Below are 26176 nucleotides of genomic sequence, written 5' to 3'. Positions count from 1 at the left end.
TAAAAACACAATAACAGCTACAAAAACGATTGCAAGCGTAAACAATAAAAAACATTTAGTGTAAATTTAATTTTACACATAAGTTTTAAGTCGTTTTGATTAGATTACTGACTTAAACCACAGTCAATACAAACAAAAAAGGCGATATTTCTCATATCGCCTTCTTTAAATTTGTAGAGTGTTTATTTATCACTCATCGTTTAGCATTCGCTTAATCTGCTCTGAAGCCTCTTTCCATCGGGTATCAGAGTGAAGAGTCGGCAAATCAAAGCTGTGTTTTTTAAGCAATGAGTTGGCTAAAGGCACCTCTTGAATCGCTAAGTGATCAAGAGCCTCAATTTGTGCATCTCGTTTATTACACATCAACACCATGTCACAGCCCGCATTCAAAGCTGCTTTTGCTCTGTCAGCAGGTCCGCCCATGATCGCAGCGCCTTCCATCGTTAAATCATCAGAGAAGATCAGGCCTTTAAAGCCCAGTTTTTGTCTCAATACTTTCTGTAACCAATATTGAGAACCACTTGCTGGTTGGTCATCATAATGAGAGAAGACCACGTGTGCAGGCATCATCGCATCTAATATTCCCGCCTCAATTTGCGCCTTAAAGATCGCCATATCGGTTTCAAAAATATCGTCTCGAGGGTCGTAAGGGGTTTCAAGGTGCGAATCGGCTATCACACCACCATGACCAGGGAAGTGCTTTCCAGTTGTCGCCATACCAACTGACTTCATGCCTTTGATGAATGCACTGCTATGACGAACGATGGTATCGATATCCTCACCAAATGCTCGGTTACCAATAGCCTTGCATTGATGACCTTTATCTAATACTGGTGCAAAACTTAGATCGATATCGTGAGCAATCAGCTCAGCCGCCATCAACCAACCTGCTTGTTCTGCTAATTGTTCACCATTGTTATGAGTCGCGAACTCTTGAGCGGCAGGGATAATAGAAAAACCATCACGGAAACGCTGTACTCGTCCACCTTCTTGGTCAACACCAATTAAAATAGGACGCTTAGCCGCTTTACGAATCTCTTTGTTCAGTGCCGATAGCTGCTTGCTATCGTGGTAGTTTCTAGCAAATAAAATGAGACCACCAACGGTTGGGTGCTCTAAAATTTCTTTGTCTTCCGCAGTCAGTTCGTAGCCTGCAACATCAACCCACAACGGTCCCATAATATGTCCTTCTATTGCTTAAATTCCGCTACCGCAGATTTACTTTGTTCGATTAATTGGTCGGCTTGCTCTTCTTGCTGAGTTAACGCAATGAACAACAAGTCAGTAATATAAAGTTGGCTATCACGCGCTGTGATAGAGGAACTACGAATATGATTCTCGTCAGCCGCCGAAATGAGTTTGATATCAGCATATTTGTCCAAAACCGAGGGAGATAACTGACTAATCACAATCACCTTGGCCTTCTTCGATCTCGCTAACTGAGCCACTTTCACGACTTCTCTGGTTTTTCCTGAATAGGAAATGGCTACCAACACATCATTTTCAGTAAGCGATGCCGCGTTGGCAATCTGAATATGAGCATCTGGCTCAGCATGAACCGCATGACCGATTTTCATCAGTTTATAAGCGAAATCTTTCGCGACTAGAGATGATGCCCCAACACCTGAAATTTGGATTTTATTAGCAAGGTGCAGTAAGTCAGCGGCATTACTCAGCTGTTCGCCCTCATTTAATAACACGGTACGTTCAAGCGATTGTGTTTTGCTTGCAAGAAGTTTTTCCATCACGGTATCTGGCGAATCTTTTCTAGTGATGGTGCCGTGTATGCCTCGCTGAGATACAGGCTGATAACTCATATCACTCTGATAGAGTTTCACCTTCATTTCAGAAAAGCCTTTATAACCGATCTTCTGACTAAACTTGACGATCGTTGACTGGCTCACACCTACCGCTTTCGCTAATTCAGGGGAAGAGAGCTGCTTAACCTGCTGCGGGTGATCCAATACATATCGTGCCACCAGCGAATCCGATGGAGAAAGCTTTGGTAATAACGCTTTTACTTTCGCAATGCCTTTCACTCGAATCCTCTCCTCTTTCAACTGTCATCATCATAACGAGTTTTGCCTTTCCATTGGAATAATTATTCCTTTCCGCCTTCTTATTTGGAATAGCTCACACCACCTTCTGGGAGCATCATCAAAGAAAACCTCTGGTCACTATTCCACCAAGGAATAGGTTTTGAAACTCATTATTCAAACTGTCATTCTGAAAAAATAATAATAAACACCTTCTCATCTATTCATGCTATGGAGCTGCTATGAATTCACTATTTACTTCGCTGGATTGGGCGGTATTTGCGATTTACTTCGTTGTTATCGCCTTCACAGGTTGGCATTTCAGCCGAACCAAAATCACGAGTACCAAGGACTATTTTTTAGGTGGTAACTCAATGCCAATGTGGGTGGTGGCTATCTCGGTACTCGCAACCTCACAATCAGCAGCGACGTTTTTAGGCGGACCAGAATCGAGCTACCGTGGCGACCTCACTTACCTAGCGACTAATATTGGCGGTATTTTGGGTGCTATTTTTGTCGCACTGATTCTGATTCCTCGCTTTTATCAAAACAAAGTGTCAACAGTATACGAGCTACTGAAAGTACGTTTTGGCGAGAAAACCAAGCAGCGTGCCGGTGTGATGTATTTGGTTGGTCGTGTGTTTGCTTCTGGTGCTCGTCTATATATGGCGGCTATCGCAGTATCTATGATTCTATTTACCAATATTGCCCCAAGCAGCGTCATCACTTCCGTGGTGATTTTGGTCACCGTTGGTCTCGCTTACACCTACATGGGTGGTATCCGCTCGGTTATCTGGAGTGATCTTATCCAACTTGTGGTGTACGTCGGTGCGGCTATTGCAGTCATTATCTACTTACTAGGTCAGATCCCGGCAGATTTCAGCCAAATAGCACAAGTGCTTGCCAACCCTGGTGAAGGTCAATCTTCGAAGCTGACCTTACTCGATTTCACTCTTGATTTAACGCCTGCTGGTACTTTCAGCTTCTGGGCATGTATTACTGGATTTGTACTCCTGAACATTGGTGCGTTTGGTCTTGATCAAGACATGACCCAGCGAGTTCTAACCTGTAAAGATGCCAAGCAAGGCTCTAAGGCGATGATCAACTCAATCATCTTTTCTATCCCTGTTGTGTTGGTTTTCATGTCGATTGGCCTACTTCTGTATGTTTTCTATCAACGACCAGACCTAATGGGCGTCGAAGGAAAAGATGTCGTGCAGAGTTTTAATGGTGAGAACGTGACGATTTTCATGTACTACGTGCTCAATGAAATGCCGGCAGGTCTTCGAGGCTTGGTGACCGTTGGTGTGGTTGCCGCTGCACTTTCAACACTAAACTCTGGCTTAAATTCAATGTCTTCTGTTGCGATTCAAGATATCTACAAACCATGGTTAGAAGCTCGTAAAGGCGAACAAGATGACTTCCATTATGTAAAAGCGGGCCGCTTCGGTATGGCCGCCGCTGCGCTAGCCTTAGGTAGCATGGGTATCTTGTGTTACTACTGGCAACAATACACCGACATGCCATTATTGTCGTTCGCTTTGAGTGTAATGGTGTTTGCTTACACAGGTTTATTGGGAGTCTACTTCACAGCGATTTTCACCGAGCGTGGCAATGAAACATCTGTAGCGTTAGCGCTTGTGGCCGGCTTCCTAACTACGTTACTGATGCAAGCTTATGTTTGGGATAGCGTAATGGGTATGATTAATACGAATTGGGTGGGCGTTCGATTGGCCTTCCCATATCAACTGTGTGTGGGCACCTTTGTCTCATTAATCGTATGTCTTTCAGGCAAGAAACAGCCTCAAGAAGCAAATAAACTACAAACGGTTAGCCAATGATTACCCATACTCTAGCCGTCGATGGTGGCGGCACAAAAACAGCCATGAGACTCAAGCGAATTTCACCAACGCCGAGCGTAATTAAAGAGCGTACTTTAGCCGCTACGTCATTGACCCTATACGGTGAAACAGCCATCACTCAACTGACTCATTACATTGAAGAAATGCTGAGTGTGAATCAGATAAATCCGAAACAGTGTTATATTGTGGTCGGTGTTGCTGGCGCAGGTAATGCTCAACTAAAAGCGAAGTTACAACTGGCACTGTCCCATTTCCCAAACCTGTATGTGACGACCGATGCTGAAGCCTCGGTCGTTGGTGCAAATAGAGGAGAAGGCGTAAACTGTATTGCTATTGGCACAGGCTCGGTTGCGATTCAATTAGACAACCAATACGTGACTCATCAATTTGGCGGTTGGGGTTTCCCCATTGGCGATCAAGGTGGCGGCGCTTGGCTTGGTTTTAAAGCGGTTCAGGAAGCACTTGTCGAGTTTGACGCTCAACGTTGCTCGTTAACGAGTCAACTGGTCATGAAGAAAACAGGCAATGTCCGCAGTGCGATTCTAAAATGGACTCGCTCAGCCAACGCAACCGATTATGCTCAACTTGCAAAGGAGCTTGTCGAGTTAGAACCGTGTTGTCCGACGGCAAAAAACATCGTTGAGCAAGGTATTCAAGAAATTGAACTGCTTACACGAACATGCTCAGACAACAACTCACTACCGATCATGTTCTTAGGCAGCTTAGGCTCTTTCTATCGTGACAAACTGCCACAAGCGCTACAAGATCGCAGCTTAGAGGTTCAAGGTAATGCTTTAGATGGCGCAGAAATCATCGCACATCAAAAGCTTTGCCCGCTTAATTAAGGAAATGACCATGAAGTCAGAGTTATACATTGGCGTGATGTCAGGCACGAGCATGGACGGCGTTGATACGGCACTGGTGTCGATAGAAGACAACCAGATCACACTGCTTGCTCATGATGAGTTTCCAATGCCAAAGGAACTCAAAACACGCCTGCTTAATGTATGTATCGGTCAGCAAACTGACTTGATTGCCATTGGTGAGCTCGACCACCAGCTTGGCCACCTATTTGCCGATGCTGTTCTACAGCTTCTCGCCAAGTCAGAAACTCCAGCATCTGCTATCACTGCAATTGGCAATCATGGTCAAACGGTATTCCACCAACCAACAGGCGACTCTCCCTTTACCATGCAGTTAGGCGATGCCAACATTATTGCCGCTAAAACCGAGATTCAAACCGTCGCTGATTTTAGACGTAAAGACATGGCGCTTGGCGGACAAGGTGCACCACTGGTCCCCGCTTTCCACCATACTATTTTTCAACCGAAAGAAAGCTCAGTTGTGGTGCTGAACATTGGTGGCATATCGAATATTTCGGTACTGCGCCCGAATCAACCAACACTTGGTTATGATACTGGCCCTGGCAATATGCTGATGGACGGTTGGGTAGATAAGCACACGGGTGAAAAATTTGACCGCGACGCTCAGTTCGCACTTCAAGGTCAAGTCAATCAAGCCTTATTAAAACAACTATTGGAAGAACCTTATTTATCTCTAACACCACCGAAAAGTACCGGTAGAGAGCTGTTCAACCAGCCTTGGTTAGAGCAACAATTAACAGGATTTGATGGCATCTCAGCACAAGATGTCCAACGAACGCTTTGCGAATACACGGCTTTGACGATAGCCAATGAGGTCGAGGCTTACCGCTTAGGCAACGCACCAGCATTGTATGTATGTGGTGGTGGGGTTAGAAATCCACTATTGATGAAGAGGCTGTCTGAGCTTTTACCAAGCTGGGAGGTTGCCTCAACCACCAGCAAAGGTGTAGATGCTGACTATATGGAAGCCATGGCTTTTGCTTGGCTTGCTCAGCGTCATGTTCATCAACTACCGAGTAATTTACCAGAAGTGACTGGTGCAAGCAGAGCTGCCTCTCTAGGCGTTCTATATAGTGCTAACTAAACCATTTTAGAATCATCATTTAAGGATCATTATGAGTAACGACGCTCTCATATCAGCGCTCTCGCACCTCGTTTCGGAGGGGAGAAACCCTGACACTATGGATATTGATCTACTCACTTCACTTGAAGTGGTCGAAAAGATTAACCAACAAGACAAACAAGTCCCACTGGCGATCGAAGCTGAACTACCACAAATTGCTAAAGCCGTTGATAAAATAGCTCACGCCTTTCAAAACGGTGGACGACTGATTTACATGGGTGCGGGCACCAGTGGTCGATTGGGCGTATTAGATGCCTCAGAGTGCCCGCCTACATTTGGCGTTTCTGACAAAATGGTTATCGGCCTTATCGCCGGCGGACCAGAAGCTATTTTGAAAGCAAAAGAAGGGGCTGAAGATTCACTGACGTTAGGTATCGATGATCTGAAAGCGATTCAATTTTCAGAAAAGGATGTTGTGGTTGGTATTGCGGCAAGCGGACGTACACCTTACGTGATTGGCGCACTCAACTACGCCAATCAAATCGGTGCGGTGACGGTTGCTCTTTCTTGTAATCCAGATTCGCCAATTGCTGATATTGCTCAGATCGCGATAAGCCCAGTTGTTGGCCCAGAAGCCTTAACAGGGTCAACAAGGCTGAAATCTGGTACCGCGCAAAAACTGGTACTGAATATGCTGACCACCGCAAGCATGATTCGCATTGGTAAGAGCTACCAGAACCTGATGGTCGACGTAAAAGCGACCAACGAAAAACTGGTTGCCCGCGCTGCTCGTATCGTTATTCAAGCAACCGAATGTGATAAAGCGTTGGCAGTGTCGAAACTTAAAACTACCGATTATGACGTTAAACTTGCGATCTTGATGATTCTGACTGGACTTGATTTGCAAGCGGCTAAGGCTCAACTCGACCAGCAGAACGGCTTTTTAAGAAAAGCGGTCGAGAATAATCAATAAATGTCGGATTAATCTTCGATGCTTATGAAAGCGTGATACAAAAAACCAGTACGCATAAGGTACTGGTTTTTTTTTCAATTTAAGCTTGATGGTTCCGCTTACGAGATGTGACTAATCACGAGCGAAGTTAGTGGTCGTTGGAGAACTCATCCCACCCACGTTGCCATTCCATTCGGAAACGCTGAGCATCTTCGGTACCAGAACAAACACCTTCATAGACCTGACCTGATAAGCCAATCTGATAAGCGTGGTTCGGGTTACAATATTCAGTCACACCGATTAGGTAACCTTCGTTGTAGCTTGCTTGGTCAACGGCGCCCAGTTCTGCCATCTCTGAATATGAGCGTTGAGTGTTACCTTTAATACCATCGCGGTAACCAATCTCTTGCCAGTTACCTTCTGCCGCTAAGTCTTGAACATTGGCGCTGCATCCTGCAAGGCTAAATGCTACGGCGAATAGTGCTATTATCTTTTTCATTTCAATCCTTTATATTTCCCTAGCCACTTCTAAATGAAGCTTTGCCTCTGTTAGTAATTCTCCGCTGAACGGGGGCTGATGTCCACTCATCTCTGTTATCTACCGTTGATCTTTATTACGCGCCGTTTAATGCTCACCATCGACCACTTAACAGAAGCACGATACTTCTCAACACTTCTACCCCACCACTCAACAAAGGTCACAAACCACTAAACCGGTTATAACACCACTTAATTAGCTATTCGACCACTCACTCCAGTAGCGGAAGTTTCTTTTCATACACTCCTCTAATATACACCCTGACTTAATTAATACATTCAGGGATAACAAATTATGATGTGGTTTCTTACCTGTGTCGCGGCACTCATTGGTGGCTACTTTATTTACGGTACCTTTATCGAGAAGATTTTTGGTATCAATGAAAAGCGCCAAACACCCGCTCACACTAAGCAAGACGGCGTGGACTACGTTCCAATGTCGACTCCAAAGGTTTACCTAGTTCAGCTGCTTAACATTGCAGGTGTAGGTCCAATCTTCGGCCCTATCATGGGTGCCCTATACGGCCCAGCAGCAATGCTATGGATCGTGCTAGGTTGTATCTTCGCAGGTGCAGTACACGACTACTTCTCAGGTATGTTATCTATCCGTAATGGTGGTGCTTCGGTTCCAACCATCACTGGACGTTACCTAGGCAATGGCGCAAAACACTTTATGAATATCTTTGCCATTGTTCTGCTGCTTCTAGTTGGTGTGGTATTCGTTTCTGCTCCAGCAGGCATGATCACTAACCTAGTGAACGACCAAACTGATTTCGCGATGTCTGCAACGACTATGGTTGTTGTTATCTTTGCTTACTACATCATCGCAACGATTGTCCCTGTCGATAAAATCATTGGTCGCTTCTACCCACTGTTCGGTGCTCTGCTTATCTTCATGTCTGTAGGCCTAATCACTGCAATTGGCTTCTCTGATGAACACCAAATCATGGGTGGTTTTGAAATCAGCGACATGTTCACCAACATGAACCCTAACGATCTACCGCTATGGCCTGCTCTATTCATCACTATCGCTTGTGGTGCAATCTCTGGCTTCCACGCAACTCAGTCACCTCTGATGGCGCGTTGTATGGAAAACGAGAAGAACGGTCGCTTCGTATTCTACGGTGCAATGATTGGTGAAGGCATCATCGCTCTTATCTGGTGTGCACTTGCACTATCGTTCTTCGGTTCAGTTGAGTCTCTATCTGAAGCGGTAGCAAACGGCGGTCCAGGTAACGTGGTATACAGCGCTTCATTTGGCCTACTAGGTGTATTCGGCGGTATCCTTGCTTTCCTAGGCGTGGTTATCCTACCAATCACATCTGGTGACACAGCATTCCGCTCAAGCCGTCTAATCCTTGCTGAATACTTCAACATGGAACAGAAGACACTGCGTAACCGCCTACTGATGGCTCTACCACTATTCGTTATCGGTGGCATCCTGACTCAAGTAGACTTCGGTATCATCTGGCGCTACTTCGGTTTCGCTAACCAATCAACAGCAGTGATGATGTTATGGACAGCTTCAGCTTACCTACTACGTCACAACAAACTACACTGGGTAACGACCGTTCCAGCTATCTTCATGACGTCTGTATGTATCACATTCATCCTGAACAACAGCCAACTTGGTTTCGGCCTACCTATGCAAGTCTCAACTATCGTTGGTGTGATTAGTGCGCTGGGTGTTGCGGCTTACGTAATCAAGATTTCTAAAGGCAAAGGCGAAACTGACCTTGCTGATGAAGAAAAAGAAGCAAAAGGCGAGACCAAAACAGCCTAGTTCTTTAAACTCTTTGTAAAAGACCAGTCTTCATAGAAAGACAAGAACAGCCAAACACAACTTCGCTTGTTCCGGCAATCACTCAGTGATTCATGGATATTAAGACTAAAGCCCATCCCCTGTGATGGGCTTTATTGTCTGTACTGGTTAAGCAAGACAGTGAGAAGCGCTAATCGCTCGAGAAAAGCCTTACAAACAAAAGCAAAACTACCCTTACCACACAATGAGCTTTACACTTAACAAGCGTCTCAATAGGTGAAAATATGGAACTCATTCTCTCTCTGCTTCAACAAACCTGTGTCTACTTAGTGATCGCTTATATGCTAAGTAAAACCCCACTGATTCTCCCTTTGTTGAGCATCTCTTCACGCTTGAGCCATAAGATCAGCTGTTACGTCCTGTTCTCTCTGTTCTGTATTATGGGCACCTATTTCGGACTGCAAATCAATGATGCCATCGCTAACACGCGAGCGATGGGCGCGGTCATGGGCGGTTTGTTTGGTGGTCCTGTGGTTGGCTTTGCAGTGGGCTTTACTGGCGGGATACATCGCTATTCATTAGGTGGTTTTACGGACTTAGCTTGTGCTATCTCAACGACAGCAGAAGGCCTGATTGGTGGCTTGCTGCATGTGTACTTAGTCAGAAAAAACAAAGCCAGCCAGTTGTTTAATCCGATGGTAGTGTTTTCTGTGACGTTATTTGCAGAGATCATTCAGATGTTGATTCTGCTTGCGGTCGCCAAACCGTTTGAACAATCTTATGCGCTGGTTTCCGACATTGCAGCGCCGATGATCATTGCCAACTCCGTGGGTGCAGCACTGTTCATGAGTATCATTCAAGACCGTAAAACCATCTTCGAGAAATACTCAGCGACCTTCTCGCGCCGCGCATTGACCATTGCCGAACGCTCAGTGGGTATTCTTCATGGTGGTTTCACGTCTGATAACGCGCAGAAAATCGTGCGTATTATCTACGAAGAGACCAACGTAGGCGCTGTGGCAATCACTGACCGAGAAAAAATTCTCGCTTTCGTTGGCATTGGCGATGAGCACCATATCCCTAACACTCCTATTTCATCGCAAAGCACACTGACTTCGATGGAACAGAACGACATCATCTACCTCGATGGTAAAGAGAACCCATACCAATGCTCTCTCTCACAGGATTGTAAGTTAGGGTCAGCGCTGATTATCCCACTGCGTGCCGGTAACGAAGTCGTCGGCACCATCAAACTGTATGAGCCCAAACTGAAGCTGTTTTCAACCATCAACATGTCGATGGCTGAAGGTATTGCTCAGCTGTTATCGAGTCAAATTCTGTTCAGCAACTATCAGCAACAGCAAACTCTGCTCACTCAAGCTGAAATTAAACTGCTGCACGCACAGGTCAACCCGCACTTCTTGTTTAATGCACTCAACACCATCAGTGCCGTAACACGTCGTGACCCAGATAAAGCACGTGAGCTAATTCAGCACCTATCTCACTTCTTCAGAAGTAACCTTAAGCAGAATATTAATACCGTGAAGCTCAAAGATGAACTCGCGCACGTTAATGCGTACCTGACCATTGAAAAGGCACGCTTTACCGACCGCTTAGAAATTGAATGGGACATAGACCCACAACTGTTTGAGTCACAACTGCCAAGCTTTACCCTGCAACCTCTGGTTGAAAATGCCATTAAACATGGGATTTCAAATATGCTGGAAGGCGGCAAAGTGAAGATCTATAGCGAAACTTTCCATGGTGGATTTAGACTGATCGTCGAAGACAATGCTGGTAACTACCAGAAGCCATCTCAAGATCATGTAGGATTAGGGATGGAAATTGTTGATAAACGACTCACTAATTTCTTTGGACAAGACTCAGCACTAAAAATAGAATCTCAACCACAGCAATTTACTCGAATGAGCTTTATCATACCTATACTAAAATAATGGTGTTTTCGTAGGTAATCGCTTCTCAGTAGCGACATTTAAAAGCAGACATTAAAAAGCAGACATTAAAAAGCAGACATTAAAAGATAAGTGGAATAAGCAGGGACAGAACAAAAATGAAGATTGCAGGATGTTAAAAGCACTCGTTATCGATGATGAGCTTTTTGCTCGCGAAGAGCTGATTGAGTTACTGACTGAAACGGGGGAAGTGGAAGTCATCGGTCAAGCAAGCAACGCGATCGAAGGACTTAAGCAGATCAACCTTCTTAAACCCGACGTGGTGTATCTCGACATTCAGATGCCTCAAGTTACGGGTATTGAGTTGTTGAGTATGCTTGACCCAGATACCATGCCTTACGTGGTATTTGTAACTGCTTACGACCAATATGCGATTCAAGCCTTTGAAGACAACGCCTTTGATTACCTGCTTAAACCCGTTGAGCCCTGCCGACTCAATAAAAGTGTCTCTCGACTGAACAAAGTCGTTAAGCAGAACCAAAAAGCACCAGAGCAAGATGTTGCTTCGATTGCCCCTTCCCGCCTAGAACAAATTCCGTGTATTGGTCACAACCGCATTGTGATCATGGCGAGCAAGAGTGTCGAGTGTGCCTATTCTGATATCAGCGGCGTGCATGTTCGCTGTTCATCGCAAACGGCCACTTCACAGTTGACACTAAAGATCTTGGAAGAGAAAACCGATTTGATCCGCTGTCACCGACAATATTTGATCAACATAAAATCGATCCAAGAGATCAAGTTGCTCGAAAATGGATTAGCAGAGATCATCACGCTTACCGGCTTTGAAGTGCCTGTGAGTCGTCGCTATCTCAAGACACTAAAAGAACAACTCGGTATCCAATAGCTTATCAAAGCGTACGATCAAAAAAGCCAACGTATCAACGTTGGCTTTTTACTGCATGCGAATCGACTGTATGACGAATCGCTAATGTCACAAATCGATAGAGGTTAATCGACTTGTTTGATCTGTAGCTCTTTTGGTACTTCGAAGAACATGTTCTCTTCACGACCTTGAATCTCTTCAACGTCAGTAGCACCAAGCTCGCGAATACGATCTAAGATTTGATTTACCAGCTCTTCAGGAGCAGATGCACCAGCCGTTACACCAATTTTCTTCTTGCCTTCAACCCATTCTGTTTGAATGTCTTCCGGGCAATCCGTTAGGTAACCAGGTGTGCCTAGTTTTTCAGCCAGCTCTTTCAAGCGTGTTGAGTTCGATGAGTTCTTAGAACCAACGACAATCACAACGTCAACGTCGTTTGCCATCTCACGCACAGCGTCTTGACGGTTTTGAGTCGCGTAACAGATGTCGTCTTTACGAGGGCCTTGGATCTCAGGGAATACGCGACGTAGCTCTTCGATTACGTCAGCGGTTTCATCAACAGATAGCGTCGTTTGGCTCACGTAGTGCAGATTAGTTGGGTCGTTTACCACTAGGTTTTGCACGTCCTCTGGTTTCTCAACCAAGTACATACCACCCGTTTGGCTCGCGTATTGACCCATAGTACCTTCAACTTCAGGGTGACCTGCGTGACCAATCAGCACCACTTCCATATGTTTGCGGCTTGCACGAGCAACCTCCATATGGACTTTAGTTACCAAAGGACACGTTGCATCGAACACCGTTAGCTCGCGCTCTTTCGCTTCTTTACGAACCGCTTGAGACACGCCGTGAGCAGAGAAGATCACGATGTTATCGTCTGGCACTTCGCTAAGTTCTTCGACAAAAATAGCACCGCGTTGTTTTAGCCCCTCAACAACAAAGCGGTTGTGTACCACTTCATGACGAACGTAGATCGGTGGCTGGTACATTTCGAGTGCGCGCTCGACAATGCTGATCGCACGATCAACACCGGCACAAAAGCCACGAGGGTTAGCTAACATTATTTTCATTTCATTGCTCATCATTTACCGCGGTACTAAGGTTGTTTCTATAGAGTTCGCCGTCGGCGAGGCTCGCATTCTACAGTGAAGCGCCTAGACAGTGAAGCTCTGGGTAACATCACAGCGCTGTAAGGCGGTGCTATTCTAAGGTTCAGAGAGTTATTCTACAGCTAAGATATTGACGTCAAACGTAACGTCTTGGCCTGCAAGTGGGTGATTAAAATCAACCGTCACTGAATCGCCAGCGATCTCAGTGATAATACCTGGGATTTCCATACCGTCAGGACCAGAAAATGCCATGATAGTGCCCACTTCAACCTCAGAGTCACCAACAAATTTAGCACGATCCATATGGTGGATATGATCTGGGTTCGGCATACCAAACGCATCTTCCGCTTTCAGGTCGATAGACTTTTCAGTACCCGCTTCAAGCCCAAGTAAGCACGCTTCAAAGTTCTCGCTTAGGCTACCATCGCCCATCACGAACTTCGCAGGTTTGCCCATATTTTCGGTACTATCGGCAACTGAACCATCCTTCATCTTAATCGTAAAATGTAGGGTTACTGCTGAATCATTTTTAATTGCTGCCACGTTACTTTCCTTAGACTTCTTTATTATTTGAGGATGCATTTTGCGTTGCTTCCTTGTTGACTGAAGCATAAAAAAAAGCGCCACCGGAATCAACCGACAGCGCTTAGGGCTATTCTATTCTGTGAGTCATAGACTGACTTTAGAGCATCTATTTAAAAGCTATTTACTTTCATCTTTCTTACGGAAACCATCTAGGATGATCATCGCGGCACCAATACAAATACCCATATCGGCTAAGTTGAATGCTGGCCAGTGGTAAGTGCCCCAGTAGAAATCTAAGTAATCGACAACAAAGCCATGTACGACACGGTCAAATACATTACCGACTGCACCACCAATGATGATGGCATAAGCGATGTTGTTCCACTTTTCTGTCGCTGGTAGCTTGCTCATCCAGTACGTCAGCATGCCAGTTACAGCAAAGGCAATACCGGTAAATAACCAACGCTGCCAACCACTTTGATCACTCAAGAAGCTGAATGCGGCGCCGTAGTTATGAACGTACAAAAAGTTAAAGAACGGCAACACCTCAATACGGTTTGCCCAGCCATAACCCATGTTGTCCATGACAAAGAGTTTGATGCCAATGTCTGCAAGAAAAACCAGCAGAGCTAACCATAACCAACGTACACCAGATTGTTTTAACGAAACTTCACTCATTTCTATTCCTAGTATTTACGAAGCGATTCCTCATTCGCACACTCGCTTTGAGTCGCGATGAATAATCAGCTTGGTTAAACACATTTCCTATAACTAAAAATAACCCCAGTTGATACTGGGGCTATGATTTTTACAAAAAGTTCAGTCTTTCTCTGAGTCGTTATGCGAACTTACGCACTTCGCCTTCACCATCAACGTTTGATACACAACGGCCACAGATCTTCTCGTGCCCTTCAATTGTGCCTACGTCTGGTGTGTGGTGCCAACAACGGTCACACTTCTCAGCTTCTGTTGCTGCAACTTCAACGAATAGACCTTCAACGTCTGTCGCTTGAGCCGCATCAGACTTCTCGCTCAGTGGCTTAACAACCGCAGCAGAAGTGATCAACACGAAACGTAGCTCATCTTCTAGCTTGTTGAGCTTAGCCGCTAGTGCGTCGTCAGCGTATAGAGTTACTTCAGCTTGCAGTGCACCACCGATTGTTTTCTCTTTACGAGCGTCTTCAAGAAGCTTGTTCACAGCGCCACGAACCGTTTGGATTTCAGCCCAGAATTCGTTGCTTAGCTCTTCGCCTTCAGCCAGACCAAATAGGCCTTCGTACCATTCGCCAGTGAACACGAACTTGTCACGAGCGCCAGGCATCTCGTTCCAGATTTCATCTGCAGTGAACGACATGATAGGTGCCATCCAACGAACTAGAGCTTCTACGATGTAGTAAAGCGCAGTCTGACAGCTACGTTGAGCATGGCTGCCCTGTTTTGCTGTGTACTGACGGTCTTTGATTACGTCTAGGTAGAAAGAACCCATTTCGATAGAACAGAACTGCATTAGACGCTGAGTTACACCGTGAGTGTTGTACTCGCCGTATGCTTTCACGATCTCTTCTTGTGCAGCTTGAGCACGGCCAACAGCCCAGCGATCAAGTGCAACCATCTCTTCAGCAGGCACTAGGTCAGTTTCAGGGTTGAAACCGCTTAGGTTCGCTAGGAAGAAACGAGCTGTGTTACGAATACGACGGTAAGCATCAGCAGAACGCTTCAGGATTTCATCAGAAACCGCTACTTCACCCGTGTAGTCCGTAGAAGCAACCCATAGACGTAGGATATCTGCGCCTAGTTTGTTGGTTACGTCTTTAGGAGCAACAACGTTACCGATAGATTTAGACATCTTACGGCCGTTACCATCTACTACGAAACCGTGCGTTAGCACTTGCTTGTATGGTGCTTCGTCTTTCATCGCGATAGATGAAATTAGCGAAGACTGGAACCAACCACGGTGTTGGTCAGAACCTTCAAGGTAAAGATCTGCACTGTTACCGTTGTACTCTTCACGAGAATCAACAACAGAGAAGTGTGTAACACCTGAATCGAACCATACGTCTAGTGTATCTAGCACTTTTTCGTACTTGTCTGCGTCTTCAGCGCCCATTAGGTCTGCTGCGTCTACATCCCACCAAGCTTGAATGCCTTTCTCTTCAACTAGCTTCGCTACTTTTTCGATTAGCTCAGAGCTATCTGGGTGAAGTTCTGACGTTTCTTTATGAACGAACAGAGCAATTGGCACACCCCAAGTACGTTGACGAGAGATACACCACTCAGGGCGACCTTCGATCATACCTTCGATACGGCTTTGACCCCACTCAGGCATCCACTCAACATTCTTCGTTGACTCTAGTGCTTTTGCACGTAGGCCAGCTTGATCCATAGAGATGAACCACTGTGGTGTTGCACGGAAGATGATTGGAGTTTTATGTCTCCAACAGTGTGGGTAGCTGTGCTCGTAAGCGTGATGATGCAGAAGTGCACCTTTCTCTTTTAGAACTTCTAAAACAGAGTCGTTCGCTTTGAATACGTGCTGACCAGCAAATAGCTCTGTATCTGGCAGGTAAACGCCGTTAGAGCCTACTGGGTTAGCGATTTCTAGGTTGTATTTCTTACCAACTACGAAATCCTCCTGACCGTGACCAGGAGCCGTGTGAACCACACCAGTACCTGAATCAGTCGTAACGTGATCACCTAAGATCGCAGGAACTGTGAAGTCGTAGAACGGGTGGTTGAACTGAGAAAGCTCAAGATCAGCACCAGTTGCAAAACCTAGGTTGTGGAAATGCTCGATACCTGCACGATCCATTACGTCTTTAGCTAGTTCAGAAGCAACAACGATACGTTGAGCTGGCTGGTCGCCATTCGCTTCAACTTGGATAAGCACGTATTCAAGATCATCACGTAGACATACTGCGCGGTTAGCTGGCAGAGTCCATGGTGTTGTTGTCCAGATAACGATAGAGATTTCACCTTGACCAGCGTGGCCGTCAGCTAGAGAGAATTTCTCTAGAAGCGCCGCTTCGTCAGCTGCAGTAAATTTCACATCGATAGATGGAGATACTTTATCTTTGTATTCAACTTCAGCTTCAGCCAGAGCAGAACCACAGTCAGTACACCAGTGAACAGGTTTGAAACCTTTCAGTAGGTGACCTTTGTCTGCGATTTTGCCTAGAGAACGAATGATGTTCGCTTCTGTACCGAAATCCATAGTGCGGTAAGGTTTGTCCCACTCGCCCATGATACCAAGACGCTTGAAGCTCTCTTTTTGACCTTCAACTTGGCCCGCAGCGTACTTACGACACTCTTCGCGGAATTCAGCAGCCGAAATCTTCTGACCTGGCTTACCTTTCTTCTTCTCAACCATTAGTTCGATTGGAAGACCGTGACAGTCCCAACCAGGGATGTACGGTGCATCAAAACCAGAAAGGGTCTTAGATTTAATAATAATGTCTTTAAGAATCTTATTCAGCGCGTGGCCAATGTGAATGTCGCCGTTCGCGTATGGAGGGCCATCATGCAGTACGAAAGATTTTTTACCTTTCTTTGCCTTACGGATTTCGCCGTAAAGATCTTCTTTGTACCAACGCTTAAGCATTTCTGGCTCACGATTTGCCAGATTGCCGCGCATTGGGAACCCTGTTTCTGGTAAGTTCAGGGTATCTTTATAATCACTCATCGATTCTTAATTCCGTTATATTGGGCGAAGTTAGACATTATGTTAATCGGTGGAATCATCCGATTAATTCTTTAGCTGAAGCAGCCACACCCTTGCGGCTTCAGCATCCAATTCTATTTGATTCTTTAATGCGTCGAACGATTCAAATTTTATCTCGTCGCGCAGTTTGTGCAAAAGTCGTACTTCTAACTGTTTACCATACAAATTGGCTTTAAAGTCAAAAAAGTGCACTTCTAATTGCTGCCTTACACCATTCACCGTTGGTCGTTGTCCAATATTAGCAACGCCACCGACAGGAACCCCGTCGATATCCAATGCTTCAACAACGTACACTCCCGACACAGGAGAGACACAACGCTTTAATGGAATGTTAGCGGTAGGGAAACCTATGGTTCTCCCAAGTTTTCGACCATGGGACACACGACCACTAATGCTGTAATCACGTCCTAACATGGTAGCACTTGCAGCCAAATCATCGACCGCCAATGCATTTCGTATCTCAGTACTGCTGACACGTAATTGATTTAAGCAATAGCTTTGGGTGCTTACCACCTCAAAACCGAACTTCTCGCCTGCTTCTTTGAGCATAGCGAAATTGCCAGTGCGGCCTTTGCCAAAACAAAAGTCATCACCAACCACCAAAAACTTCACGCCAAGCTTATCAACCAAAAGGTCTTTAATGAATGCTTCCGCTGATAAACTTGCAAAGTACTGATTAAAATTGACACACAATAAACGACTGATATCTAGCTTGCTCAGTTGCACGTACTTATCGCGTAAGCGAGTTAAACGTGCCGGCGCTCTATCTCGGGCAAACAGCTCCATAGGCTGCGGTTCAAACGTCATAACAACAGAAGGTAACCCTAATGCTGCCGCTTGTTCAGAAACCTGACTAAGAACCTCTTGATGTCCTAAATGAACGCCATCGAAGTTACCTATGGTCAATACACAGCCGTGATGCTGCGCTTTAATATTGTGTATACCTCGGATCAGTTCCATTATGATCAGCTAAAACCTGTTATTTGCATCATTCATTGTGTGAAACCGACGGATTATATACTAATCAGTATTAATCTGTCGCTGCTTTTAAATGTTTTACTCGGATACCTAGAACCAGTACCGAAACAATATAAACAAAGCCACCAAGACCAATCAAGCCTGTTAGCACCAGCGCTCTTTGACTAAAGCTCCACTCAAGCCACTGTTGCATATTATCCAACTGCCACAAAATAGCCGCGACCATCACGCCACCTGAGACAACAAGCTTCGCGCAGAACAGTAAAGTGGTCTTTGTCAGTTTATAGACACCAGCAAGGTGTAAACCGCGATATAACAAGGCCATATTTACAAAGGCTGACAGAGCGGTTGCAATCGCCAAACCGATATAGCCATAGAAATAAGCAAAGATAGCGTTGAACACCATGTTGGTGACCATTGCGATAATGCCGTACTTCACTGGAGTTTTCGTGTCTTGACGAGAGTAATAACCCGGAGCCAATACTTTAATCAGCATGAAGTTAAGCAAACCGGAGGCGTACGCCACTAAAGACATCGATGCCTGTTGCACGTCGTGGGGAGAGAACTCACCACGCATGAATAGCACCATCAGCATTGGTTTCGCCAAAACAATAAGCCCCAACATGGCAGGAATACCAAGCAGTAGCACCATGCGCACGCCCCAATCCATGGTATTTGCAAACCCTTCCCCTTGAGCATCAACGTGCTTACGAGACAAAGCAGGAAGAATCACAGTCGCAATTGCAATACCGAATAGACCCAGTGGGAACTCAAGCAATCGATCTGAGTAGTACAACCAACTAATAGAGCCTGTTGCTAGGAAACTGGCAATGAAGGTATCAAACAGTAGGTTGATTTGGCTGACTGAAACACCAAACAGAGCAGGAATCATTAATGTGCGAATCTTAACGACACCCGGATCTCTCCAGCCCCACTTAGGCTTAACCAACACGCCCGCTTTAATAAGGAAAGGCATTTGGAAAAGGAATTGAACTAAGCCACCTAAGAACACACCAATCGCCAAGCCGATTTCTGGCTGTTCTAAATTCGGAGAAATAAACCACGCTGCGCCGATGATCATGACATTCAAAAACACAGGGGTAAAAGAGGAGACCGCAAACTTACCCAGTGTATTGAGAATGGCACCAGATAACGCGACAAAAGTGATGAACCATAAATAAGGGAAGGTAATCTTGAGCATAAAGCTCGCTAGCTCAAACTTAGGAGCCGCTGGGCCATCATTAAGCCAGTCGATAAACCAACCCGCACCAAACAGCGCGGTAATGGCACCAGAGCCCAGTACACCGATAACGGTAACAATAGAGACTAACACCCCGAGCGTACCTGACACCTTAGCGATTAAGTCTCGAGTTTTCTCTTTATCACCAGCCGCGTGATATTCTGTTAATACTGGGACAAACGCTTGAGAAAAGGCACCTTCTGCAAACAGTCGACGTAAGAAATTCGGGATTTTATTAGCGAAGAAAAATACGTCGGCACTCGCTCCTGCTCCCATCAAATTTGCTACTACTACATCACGTACTAGCCCCAACACACGGGAAACAAAAGTCATTGCACTGACAATCAGGCCTGACTTTAATAGTCGTTTACTCACAGAAACCTCTGACACTGGTTGATTACTTTCAAGGGAGGATAAATACTATCCTGTCCTAAGAAGCATATTTATTAGCATTGGTCTAAAAATGCTGTTAGAATCCCCGCCATCTTAACCGCGATGACCTTTCCATTCCAAAGTTTGTTTGGCTACGATTGGTTTTTGCACAAATCATTTGACAATTAAGCGCTAATGAGGGATAGTCCTCGCCCTTAAATTGTCACCGAACTAAGTTTTTGGGAGTTAGACCCTTGGCAAACAGTAAATCTGCTAAGAAGCGCGCTATCCAAGCTGAGAAACGTCGCCAGCACAACGCTAGCCGTCGTTCTATGATGCGCACTTACATGAAAAAGACTATCGCAGCTATCGCAGCTGGTGATAAAGAAGCTGCAACTGCTGCTCTTGTAGAAGTTACACCACTTCTTGACCGTATGGCGACTAAAGGCCTTATTCATAAGAATAAAGCTGCACGTCATAAGTCTCGTTTCGCTGCTGCAATCAAAGCTCTTTAATAGAAATTTGATTACAACGCAAAACGAAAAAAACCGGCTTAGGCCGGTTTTTTTATATCTGAATTTTGAGTAACACAATGAAACGACTGACCGACAGTAGTTAAAAATAACGAACAGACTCAGATATAGACAGGGAATAAAACAGGTAAGAGTTAAATAGATAGGTAATGGCTAAATAGCTAGAGAGTAGATAAGTAGCTAAAATAGATAGTGAATAGACAACTTTTAACGTTCGACGAGAAATACTGACACTTCCTTGTGTCGACCTTATTCCTGATAAGAAACCACTTTTCTTACCAACAATAAACTACTTGCAATATAGACCATGCAGTAGGTTAATCATTGCTTTTACTTCTTCACTGCTCAATGTGTAATACACGGTTTGAGCTTCTTTGCGAGTATCGACCAAACCATCTCTTCTCAACCAAGCAAGATGTTGAGATAAAGCCGATTGACTCAGTTCCAACTTGCCACACAACTCCCCAACCGACAGCTCAGTACCATGTAAAAGGCACAAAATCTGTAAGCGACGTTCGTTGGCCATGGCTTTGAGTAGAATCACAGCTTGTGCTGAGTTCTTCTCCATCTCTTTTAAGTTCATAGTTTGGCTCCCTACAACCTTTACGCCAACTACGGGCTATCAGTATTTCCGGCATATTGCGGAGTTATGATAATCGATATCAATTCATTAACAAACTACCTCATTCGAACAATTTGCTAAAATCTGCGTCACATACATTTTTTACGGCTGGATGTTGGATCATCCTCTCAGCAAAAATGACATAGTACTCTTCTTTTAACTCTTCAATACCGCCTAATAATTGCAAGGAAGTGTCTTGCTCCACTTCAGACATGTACAAGGTTGGTGCTAGGAAAATAGCGTCATGGTGGTAACGAGCGAACGCTTTCATCAATGCTGCGTCATCAAACTCGCCCAAAATATCCGGTTTTAGACCCTGTCTATCAAACCATTGCAGTATCTTGCGCCCCATTGAGGTTCGACTTCCCGGGATCAACAGCTTTCTTTGCTCCAATACGGCAGGGAAATTAACCCCTTTCACTTCACCAGAGCTGAAAAAGCTCATACCACTCTCACCCAACTTCTTGCTGAATAAGCCAGGGCTTTGGCTAGAGTCCACCGGGCAATCAGACAAGATCATATCGAGCTTATGTTGAGAGAGCTGTTCAAGCAGCATTTCGTGAGTCGATTCAAAACAGCGAAGGTGGATACTGTTATCTTCTGGAATCGTCGACATCAAGATCTTACTAACTAGTCGTTTCGAAAGAGCGTCTGCCACACCGACATCAAACAGGATATTTGAGTGCTGACTGTAGTTCACGATATCCAGCATTTCGTAGCTGAGACCAAACATACGATCCGCGTATTTGAAAACCAACTGCCCAAGCTCTGTTGGTTCAACACTGCGACCATTGCGCTTGGTCAGCTTGCCGTCCATTCGCTCTTCTAATGCTTTTATCTGGCCAGTAACCGTTTGAGGTGTGAGAAATAGAGCTTCTGCTGCTTTAGTAACAGAGCCTTGCTTGCAGACCATCCAGAAGTAATAAAGATGGTTATAGTTGAGGTGCGACATAGGTGTGCCGTAATAAAAGAGTCGATTCCTTTTTATATCAAATATGACACCTCCGCTCAACAAACTCGGAAAAACCAACCATAAAACCATTTAACTACTAATTTTTTCGAAGTGTTTGATTTCATAATGTAATATTAACGCCAAGTTTCTCAATTTTTTTCTAACTTTTAAGATCTATATCACCCATCAAAAACCGCAATAAAGTCATTTATAAACAAACACTTAAAATAACCACATTTACTATCAGAATATTTAAACAGTAAATCATCACAAAAAAGTCCCGCCTCAACCAAAATGTAATATTACTGAAATATTTCCCCTCTAACATCACGCTCAGATTAAACAAACAGACCAAACACAGACTTAAACGGTCCTATGGAGAAAACATTATGAACCAAGCTACTACTGCAGCAGCGCCTATTTCGAGCACAACTCGTTGGCTACGCTGGGCTAACTTGGCATTCATGCTTTACCTACTATTACTTTCAGTTTCAATGGTTGGTACAGGCTTCAAATGGGCAACAGGCGAACAAGCAAAAGTTCTTTTTGAATTTGCTTCACACCCAGTTGCAGGCTTAATGATTGGTTTAGTTGCAACCGCACTTATTCAATCATCAAGTACAGTTACTTCAATTATCGTTGGCCTTGTGGCAGGTGGTTTACCTGTTGAGCTAGCAATCCCTATGATCATGGGTGCAAACATTGGTACTACGGTAACCAATACGCTAGTTAGCCTTGGTCACGTTCGTTGTAAAGAAGAGTTCAAACGCGCATTCGCAAGTGCGACGATTCACGACTTCTTCAACCTATTGGCTGTAGCTATTTTCCTACCGCTAGAGATGGCGTTTGGTATTCTAGAGAAGATTTCTCACTGGTTGGTATCTCCGATGCTAGCAACAGGTGATATGAGCATGAAGGGTCTTAACTTCATCAAGCCAATCACTAAACCAGTAGTAAGCGCAATCAAAGAGCCTTTATCAACATTTGGCGACACGATTGGCGGCATCATGCTTATCGCTCTAGGTATCGCAACTATCTTCGTAGCTATCACAGTTATGGGTAAGCTGATGAAGAGCCTAATGGTTGGTCGTGCTCGTGAGATTCTTAAGAACGCAATTGGTCGTGGTCCAATCCACGGCATCGCTTCTGGCTCTATCGTTACTATCCTTGTTCAGTCTTCTTCAACGACAACAAGCTTGATGGTTCCACTAGTAGGCTCAGGTGTTCTTAAAGTACGTGATGTTTACCCGTTTACTCTAGGCGCAAACATCGGTACATGTATTACCGCTCTGCTTGCAGCAACAGCAGTATCTGGTGAGTTCGCAGTATTCGCACTTCAGATTGCTCTAGTACACTTGGTATTCAACATCATGGCAACGGTATTCATCTTCGGTATCCCGTTCCTACGTGAGCTACCAGTTAAAGCGGCAGACATGATTTCAGACATGGCTGTGAAGAACAAAGCTGTTGTTGCCGGTTACCTTGTTGCGGTATTCCTTGTACTGCCAGGCACAATCTTGTCTCTGACTGCTTAATAGAAAAATACACATCGCTTATAGCAAAGCCCGCAACCTAGGTTGCGGGCTTTTTCTTTTTTAAAAGCAGATACGGGATTCGAGTAAACGAGTAACGAAGAGCCCGTTTCCCGTCATTCCCTACAGCGAGGAACGAGCGGGATAGGGAATCTCACGAACGCACCACGAAAGAGATTCCCTACTCCTTCCTTCGTCAGTCTAGGGAATGACGGGGCTTTGAGCTTCGCATCTCGCTTACTAGTATCTAGCTACCCTTGATATCTCGAACCCCGTTTACTCGCATCTAAAAAAGCTTACTTACCTTGCTCATTACGCAGGTACATAATCGCAACCATACCAAAGCCGATAAATTGCCATAAATACTGTCCGTCACTCGCGCCAGTGATGGTTTGAGTAAACGCCATACAAGCAGTGACAAACAGGGAAGAGAAAGCAGCATAGAGTAACCACGGACGCTCTTTACTGGCCATGAACTCACCGGCATACACCGAGCGAACAACCAGTAAAAATGGCACACATTGCAACGCAATCAGAATCGGAAACATAAAGTCGAACGTTGGGCTAAGTAAAACATGACCGACTTGGCTCTTATCCCAAGTCCCAACGATATAGCCCTTCCAACCAGCCCGGGTATCACCGGCATAAGCGGTATCAGGTGTAACAAAGCCAAGTAACACGCCCATCACTTTATCAATAAAGCCATTTTTGAACCAAAAGACGAATAAAAAGATCTGAATCGGTATGATCTGAAAAGCAAACTTCTTCAACATGTGTGTACCCTAAATAATGAATGATTTGAGTACCAGTATGTGGAAGTCGTCGTGTTTACTCTTGATGCAAGGCAATCGAGGCTGACTACAAACAATAAATAAACATCTTAAGAAGCCGATTAGGGCTAGGGAAACCTACCTAGATCTCGTGCCACCAGCGCTCACTCACACCTTCACTTAAAAGGGAGTTTAGGCATTTAGAAAAGGTTTGGTTTTTATAAAGATTCAATAAGATCAAAGAGTTGACCGTTATGCTCTTTTTTCACCTCGGTATAACGCTGATAGTTGTATTGCGAACCTTTTGGGTTATCCGATAGCTTGTCCGCAACACTCAGTAGATAAAAGCTAATTGGGCTTGGTGTACTTTCGGCCGCATAAGAAAGATACGGAAAAGCCTGATTAGCATGCTGGTTAATTAACAATGCAAGCCCTAAAGTCAGGTTGGCAATATCACAACGCGGATTCATCTCAAAAGCTTGCTTTGCCAGTTGTAGAGCGCGTTCGCGCTCTTTTTGCTCATTGTTTTGCAAATAGGCCAAAGATTCGGCATACGACAGCAAGGCATTGACCAAATAGTTATCTCGTCCTTGTCGTTGAATCATATCCAACTGAACCGCGATATCTTCAAATGGCTGACCGCCTTTACCTTGATAAAACAGTGATATCCCCTCAGAGATAACACTCCAATCCTGATAGTTATCAATAGAAGTCACTCGATGACTCGCTACACCATAATCAGAGCTTATAGGGGCAATAATGGCTTTAATCTCAAGAATGGCATCACCAATGACCTCGAAGAAATTATCTTGGCTGAAGCGTTTTTCTACTATCTGACTTTGATCGGGTTGAGCATTGTTTTGTACCAGCACACTCAATACATAGTCCCCACCCTTTCTCTTGAGCCAACTTTTTAGCTCGACACCATTATTGGCAAGTGATTGCTTACCTTGTTTAGATAGCTGAGAAAAATGGTAACCCGATAGGTTTTTAGCTGAGTTCAGCCCATAGAAAAGATAGTTATAGACACTTTCCGACATCTCGTAGTCGTTCGCCGAATCTAGGGTTAGGTCATGGATATAAACGGGAATCACGCCAACCTGACGTGTGGTAATAGTCACAGGCTCATTCGTCTTAAAACCATTGGTCCATGCCCAAGTCGCAGTTAAGCCAACCGCTAACAGTGCGGTCGCAATGAGAGTGATGATCTTCTTTTTGTAATAAGGCGTGAGGGTTTGAGTTGATAGTTTTAAGCCATCGTCGACGAAAGTCGCTTCAGCATACGGCTGGGTCACTTCAATATCAAACAAGTAACCTTGTTTAGGTATCGTCTGAATAATGCGATAAGGACGTGACTTATCTTGAAGCTGACTGCGCAATAAACTGATGACTTGCCTAACCAAATTGTCGGATACATGAGTCCTCTGCCACACATCAGTAGCGATCTGCTGCGTACTCACCACTCGCCCACGATTTTCAATGAAATAACTCAGCAATTTAGCTTGTAATGGCTCCAGATGAATCGCTTCGTCATCAATCACCAACTGATTCTTCTCAGGGTAAAATGAAATAAGAAAGTCATGTTGCAATACAAAGCGGTGTGAGCGAGTCATAGCAGTTCTATGGTTAGAAAAGACCCCACAAGATTATTGGTTTTATAAATGGTAAGCAAGCCAAGCATCACAAATAAAAAAGGTTCATCGCGGCTTTCCGGGGAAAGCCGCTTTTATCTTCAAGAAGAAGTAGTCTGTATCTCGATACCCATACCCCATTCGCTTGATTAACTTTATTTTGTTGTTTATCCCTTCCAATGTGCAGGTGTTGAGCGGATAACTTGCCGATCCAATAATACCGTGAAGATAAGGCCTCAGTTTTCGTGCGAACTCTTTCAATGGCTTAATTCCACTTTCTTGCACTTGTGCCCACCATACCT

Annotated in this window: 23 protein-coding genes; 9 read left to right on the top strand and 14 right to left on the bottom strand. The window is 44.8% G+C overall.

Annotated features, from left to right (window positions below; translation table 11 throughout):
• Window positions 1–189: 189 nt before the first annotated feature.
• Together nagZ and L1D55_RS18350 are read right to left on the bottom strand one after the other, a co-directional pair.
• The gene (nagZ, locus tag L1D55_RS18355) at window positions 190–1179 is read right to left on the bottom strand and encodes a beta-N-acetylhexosaminidase (protein ID WP_239918397.1); all 990 of its coding nucleotides are present in this window, start codon (window positions 1177–1179) and stop codon (window positions 190–192) included.
• A gap of 11 nt (window positions 1180–1190) precedes the next feature.
• A complete protein-coding gene (locus L1D55_RS18350) occupies window positions 1191–2039 on the bottom strand; it encodes a MurR/RpiR family transcriptional regulator (RefSeq protein WP_239918396.1) in 849 nt (282 codons plus the stop codon).
• A gap of 239 nt (window positions 2040–2278) precedes the next feature.
• On the opposite strand from L1D55_RS18350, the gene L1D55_RS18345 reads away from it, so the two are divergent.
• The 4 genes from L1D55_RS18345 to murQ are packed head-to-tail and all read left to right on the top strand — an operon-like array spanning window position 2279 to window position 6818.
• Window positions 2279–3877: a sodium:solute symporter gene (locus L1D55_RS18345; protein ID WP_239918395.1), complete on the top strand. Its 1599-nt coding sequence runs from the start codon at window positions 2279–2281 to the stop codon at window positions 3875–3877.
• Window positions 3874–4743 carry a BadF/BadG/BcrA/BcrD ATPase family protein gene (locus L1D55_RS18340; protein WP_239918394.1) on the top strand — a complete coding sequence of 290 codons (870 nt, stop codon included), beginning with the start codon at window positions 3874–3876 and terminating at the stop codon, window positions 4741–4743. Before L1D55_RS18345 ends, L1D55_RS18340 begins: the two co-directional genes overlap by 4 nt.
• Before the next feature lie 10 nt (window positions 4744–4753).
• Complete coding sequence (locus tag L1D55_RS18335) at window positions 4754–5866, top strand: anhydro-N-acetylmuramic acid kinase (protein WP_239918393.1); 1113 nt, start codon at window positions 4754–4756, stop codon at window positions 5864–5866.
• Between the two features lie 31 nt (window positions 5867–5897).
• A complete protein-coding gene (gene murQ, locus L1D55_RS18330) occupies window positions 5898–6818 on the top strand; it encodes an N-acetylmuramic acid 6-phosphate etherase (protein WP_239918392.1) in 921 nt (306 codons plus the stop codon).
• Between the two features lie 127 nt (window positions 6819–6945).
• Here murQ and L1D55_RS18325 read toward each other — a convergent pair whose 3' ends face one another.
• Window positions 6946–7296 carry a DUF2799 domain-containing protein gene (locus L1D55_RS18325; protein ID WP_239918391.1) on the bottom strand — a complete coding sequence of 117 codons (351 nt, stop codon included), beginning with the start codon at window positions 7294–7296 and terminating at the stop codon, window positions 6946–6948.
• Between the two features lie 333 nt (window positions 7297–7629).
• Between L1D55_RS18325 and L1D55_RS18320 the strand changes: the two genes are divergently transcribed.
• From L1D55_RS18320 to btsR, 3 genes are all read left to right on the top strand, one after another.
• A complete protein-coding gene (locus L1D55_RS18320; protein WP_239918390.1) occupies window positions 7630–9117 on the top strand; it encodes a carbon starvation protein A in 1488 nt (495 codons plus the stop codon).
• 263 nt (window positions 9118–9380) lie between these two features.
• Window positions 9381–11051: a sensor histidine kinase gene (locus tag L1D55_RS18315; RefSeq protein ID WP_239918389.1), complete on the top strand. Its 1671-nt coding sequence runs from the start codon at window positions 9381–9383 to the stop codon at window positions 11049–11051.
• Window positions 11052–11181: 130 nt separating this feature from the next.
• The gene (gene btsR / locus L1D55_RS18310; protein WP_239918388.1) at window positions 11182–11913 is read left to right on the top strand and encodes a two-component system response regulator BtsR; all 732 of its coding nucleotides are present in this window, start codon (window positions 11182–11184) and stop codon (window positions 11911–11913) included.
• Window positions 11914–12017: 104 nt separating this feature from the next.
• Here the strand turns inward: btsR and ispH are convergent, their stop codons facing one another.
• From ispH to murJ, 6 genes are all read right to left on the bottom strand, one after another.
• Window positions 12018–12974, bottom strand: coding sequence for a 4-hydroxy-3-methylbut-2-enyl diphosphate reductase (gene ispH, locus L1D55_RS18305; RefSeq protein ID WP_081090359.1), 957 nt, complete (start codon window positions 12972–12974; stop codon window positions 12018–12020).
• Between the two features lie 138 nt (window positions 12975–13112).
• A complete protein-coding gene (gene fkpB, locus L1D55_RS18300) occupies window positions 13113–13544 on the bottom strand; it encodes an FKBP-type peptidyl-prolyl cis-trans isomerase (protein WP_239918387.1) in 432 nt (143 codons plus the stop codon).
• Window positions 13545–13703: 159 nt separating this feature from the next.
• Complete coding sequence (gene lspA / locus L1D55_RS18295) at window positions 13704–14204, bottom strand: signal peptidase II (RefSeq protein ID WP_004739521.1); 501 nt, start codon at window positions 14202–14204, stop codon at window positions 13704–13706.
• Between the two features lie 160 nt (window positions 14205–14364).
• On the bottom strand, window positions 14365–17205 hold the full coding sequence (gene ileS, locus L1D55_RS18290; protein WP_239918386.1) for an isoleucine--tRNA ligase: 2841 nt from the start codon (window positions 17203–17205) through the stop codon (window positions 14365–14367).
• Window positions 17206–17268: 63 nt separating this feature from the next.
• On the bottom strand, window positions 17269–18204 hold the full coding sequence (gene ribF, locus L1D55_RS18285) for a bifunctional riboflavin kinase/FAD synthetase (RefSeq protein ID WP_171366854.1): 936 nt from the start codon (window positions 18202–18204) through the stop codon (window positions 17269–17271).
• 70 nt (window positions 18205–18274) lie between these two features.
• On the bottom strand, window positions 18275–19837 hold the full coding sequence (gene murJ / locus L1D55_RS18280; RefSeq protein WP_239918385.1) for a murein biosynthesis integral membrane protein MurJ: 1563 nt from the start codon (window positions 19835–19837) through the stop codon (window positions 18275–18277).
• A gap of 251 nt (window positions 19838–20088) precedes the next feature.
• On the opposite strand from murJ, the gene rpsT reads away from it, so the two are divergent.
• Window positions 20089–20349 (top strand): 30S ribosomal protein S20, encoded by a 261-nt coding sequence (gene rpsT / locus L1D55_RS18275; protein WP_004739529.1) that lies wholly within the window; start codon window positions 20089–20091, stop codon window positions 20347–20349.
• A 307-nt stretch (window positions 20350–20656) separates the two neighbouring features.
• On the opposite strand, the gene L1D55_RS18270 is transcribed toward rpsT, so the two are convergent.
• The gene (locus L1D55_RS18270) at window positions 20657–20950 is read right to left on the bottom strand and encodes a metalloregulator ArsR/SmtB family transcription factor (RefSeq protein ID WP_004739532.1); all 294 of its coding nucleotides are present in this window, start codon (window positions 20948–20950) and stop codon (window positions 20657–20659) included.
• A gap of 100 nt (window positions 20951–21050) precedes the next feature.
• Complete coding sequence (gene nhaR / locus L1D55_RS18265) at window positions 21051–21941, bottom strand: transcriptional activator NhaR (RefSeq protein ID WP_004739533.1); 891 nt, start codon at window positions 21939–21941, stop codon at window positions 21051–21053.
• A 389-nt stretch (window positions 21942–22330) separates the two neighbouring features.
• On the opposite strand from nhaR, the gene L1D55_RS18260 reads away from it, so the two are divergent.
• Complete coding sequence (locus L1D55_RS18260; protein ID WP_004739535.1) at window positions 22331–23476, top strand: Na/Pi symporter; 1146 nt, start codon at window positions 22331–22333, stop codon at window positions 23474–23476.
• 293 nt (window positions 23477–23769) lie between these two features.
• Here L1D55_RS18260 and L1D55_RS18255 read toward each other — a convergent pair whose 3' ends face one another.
• From L1D55_RS18255 to L1D55_RS18245, 3 genes are all read right to left on the bottom strand, one after another.
• Window positions 23770–24246, bottom strand: coding sequence for a hypothetical protein (locus L1D55_RS18255; protein ID WP_239918384.1), 477 nt, complete (start codon window positions 24244–24246; stop codon window positions 23770–23772).
• Window positions 24247–24461: 215 nt separating this feature from the next.
• Window positions 24462–25856, bottom strand: a complete 1395-nt coding sequence (locus L1D55_RS18250) for a winged helix-turn-helix domain-containing protein (RefSeq protein WP_239918383.1) — start codon at window positions 25854–25856, stop codon at window positions 24462–24464.
• Window positions 25857–25940: 84 nt separating this feature from the next.
• Window positions 25941–26176, bottom strand: a 236-nt coding sequence (locus tag L1D55_RS18245) for a transposase (RefSeq protein ID WP_239917017.1), incomplete at its 5' end; no start/stop codon positions are given.

This window comes from Vibrio sp. Isolate22 (genome assembly GCF_022398115.1).
GTDB lineage: Bacteria > Pseudomonadota > Gammaproteobacteria > Enterobacterales > Vibrionaceae > Vibrio.
This window is presented reverse-complemented; position numbering and strand designations above follow the sequence as displayed.

What these genes read in the sequence shown, in the direction of transcription:
- murQ (WP_239918392.1), top strand. Translation starts at nt 5,898, where the DNA reads ATGAGTAACGACGCTCTCATATCAGCGCTCTCGCACCTCGTTTCGGAG.
- L1D55_RS18270 (WP_004739532.1), bottom strand. Translation starts at nt 20,950, where the DNA reads ATGAACTTAAAAGAGATGGAGAAGAACTCAGCACAAGCTGTGATTCTA.
- ribF (WP_171366854.1), bottom strand. Translation starts at nt 18,204, where the DNA reads ATGGAACTGATCCGAGGTATACACAATATTAAAGCGCAGCATCACGGC.
- L1D55_RS18255 (WP_239918384.1), bottom strand. Translation starts at nt 24,246, where the DNA reads ATGTTGAAGAAGTTTGCTTTTCAGATCATACCGATTCAGATCTTTTTA.
- L1D55_RS18340 (WP_239918394.1), top strand. Translation starts at nt 3,874, where the DNA reads ATGATTACCCATACTCTAGCCGTCGATGGTGGCGGCACAAAAACAGCC.
- L1D55_RS18250 (WP_239918383.1), bottom strand. Translation starts at nt 25,856, where the DNA reads ATGACTCGCTCACACCGCTTTGTATTGCAACATGACTTTCTTATTTCA.
- ileS (WP_239918386.1), bottom strand. Translation starts at nt 17,205, where the DNA reads ATGAGTGATTATAAAGATACCCTGAACTTACCAGAAACAGGGTTCCCA.
- L1D55_RS18345 (WP_239918395.1), top strand. Translation starts at nt 2,279, where the DNA reads ATGAATTCACTATTTACTTCGCTGGATTGGGCGGTATTTGCGATTTAC.
- L1D55_RS18315 (WP_239918389.1), top strand. Translation starts at nt 9,381, where the DNA reads ATGGAACTCATTCTCTCTCTGCTTCAACAAACCTGTGTCTACTTAGTG.
- btsR (WP_239918388.1), top strand. Translation starts at nt 11,182, where the DNA reads ATGTTAAAAGCACTCGTTATCGATGATGAGCTTTTTGCTCGCGAAGAG.
- L1D55_RS18335 (WP_239918393.1), top strand. Translation starts at nt 4,754, where the DNA reads ATGAAGTCAGAGTTATACATTGGCGTGATGTCAGGCACGAGCATGGAC.
- nagZ (WP_239918397.1), bottom strand. Translation starts at nt 1,179, where the DNA reads ATGGGACCGTTGTGGGTTGATGTTGCAGGCTACGAACTGACTGCGGAA.
- L1D55_RS18320 (WP_239918390.1), top strand. Translation starts at nt 7,630, where the DNA reads ATGATGTGGTTTCTTACCTGTGTCGCGGCACTCATTGGTGGCTACTTT.
- lspA (WP_004739521.1), bottom strand. Translation starts at nt 14,204, where the DNA reads ATGAGTGAAGTTTCGTTAAAACAATCTGGTGTACGTTGGTTATGGTTA.
- nhaR (WP_004739533.1), bottom strand. Translation starts at nt 21,941, where the DNA reads ATGTCGCACCTCAACTATAACCATCTTTATTACTTCTGGATGGTCTGC.
- ispH (WP_081090359.1), bottom strand. Translation starts at nt 12,974, where the DNA reads ATGAGCAATGAAATGAAAATAATGTTAGCTAACCCTCGTGGCTTTTGT.
- L1D55_RS18260 (WP_004739535.1), top strand. Translation starts at nt 22,331, where the DNA reads ATGAACCAAGCTACTACTGCAGCAGCGCCTATTTCGAGCACAACTCGT.
- L1D55_RS18325 (WP_239918391.1), bottom strand. Translation starts at nt 7,296, where the DNA reads ATGAAAAAGATAATAGCACTATTCGCCGTAGCATTTAGCCTTGCAGGA.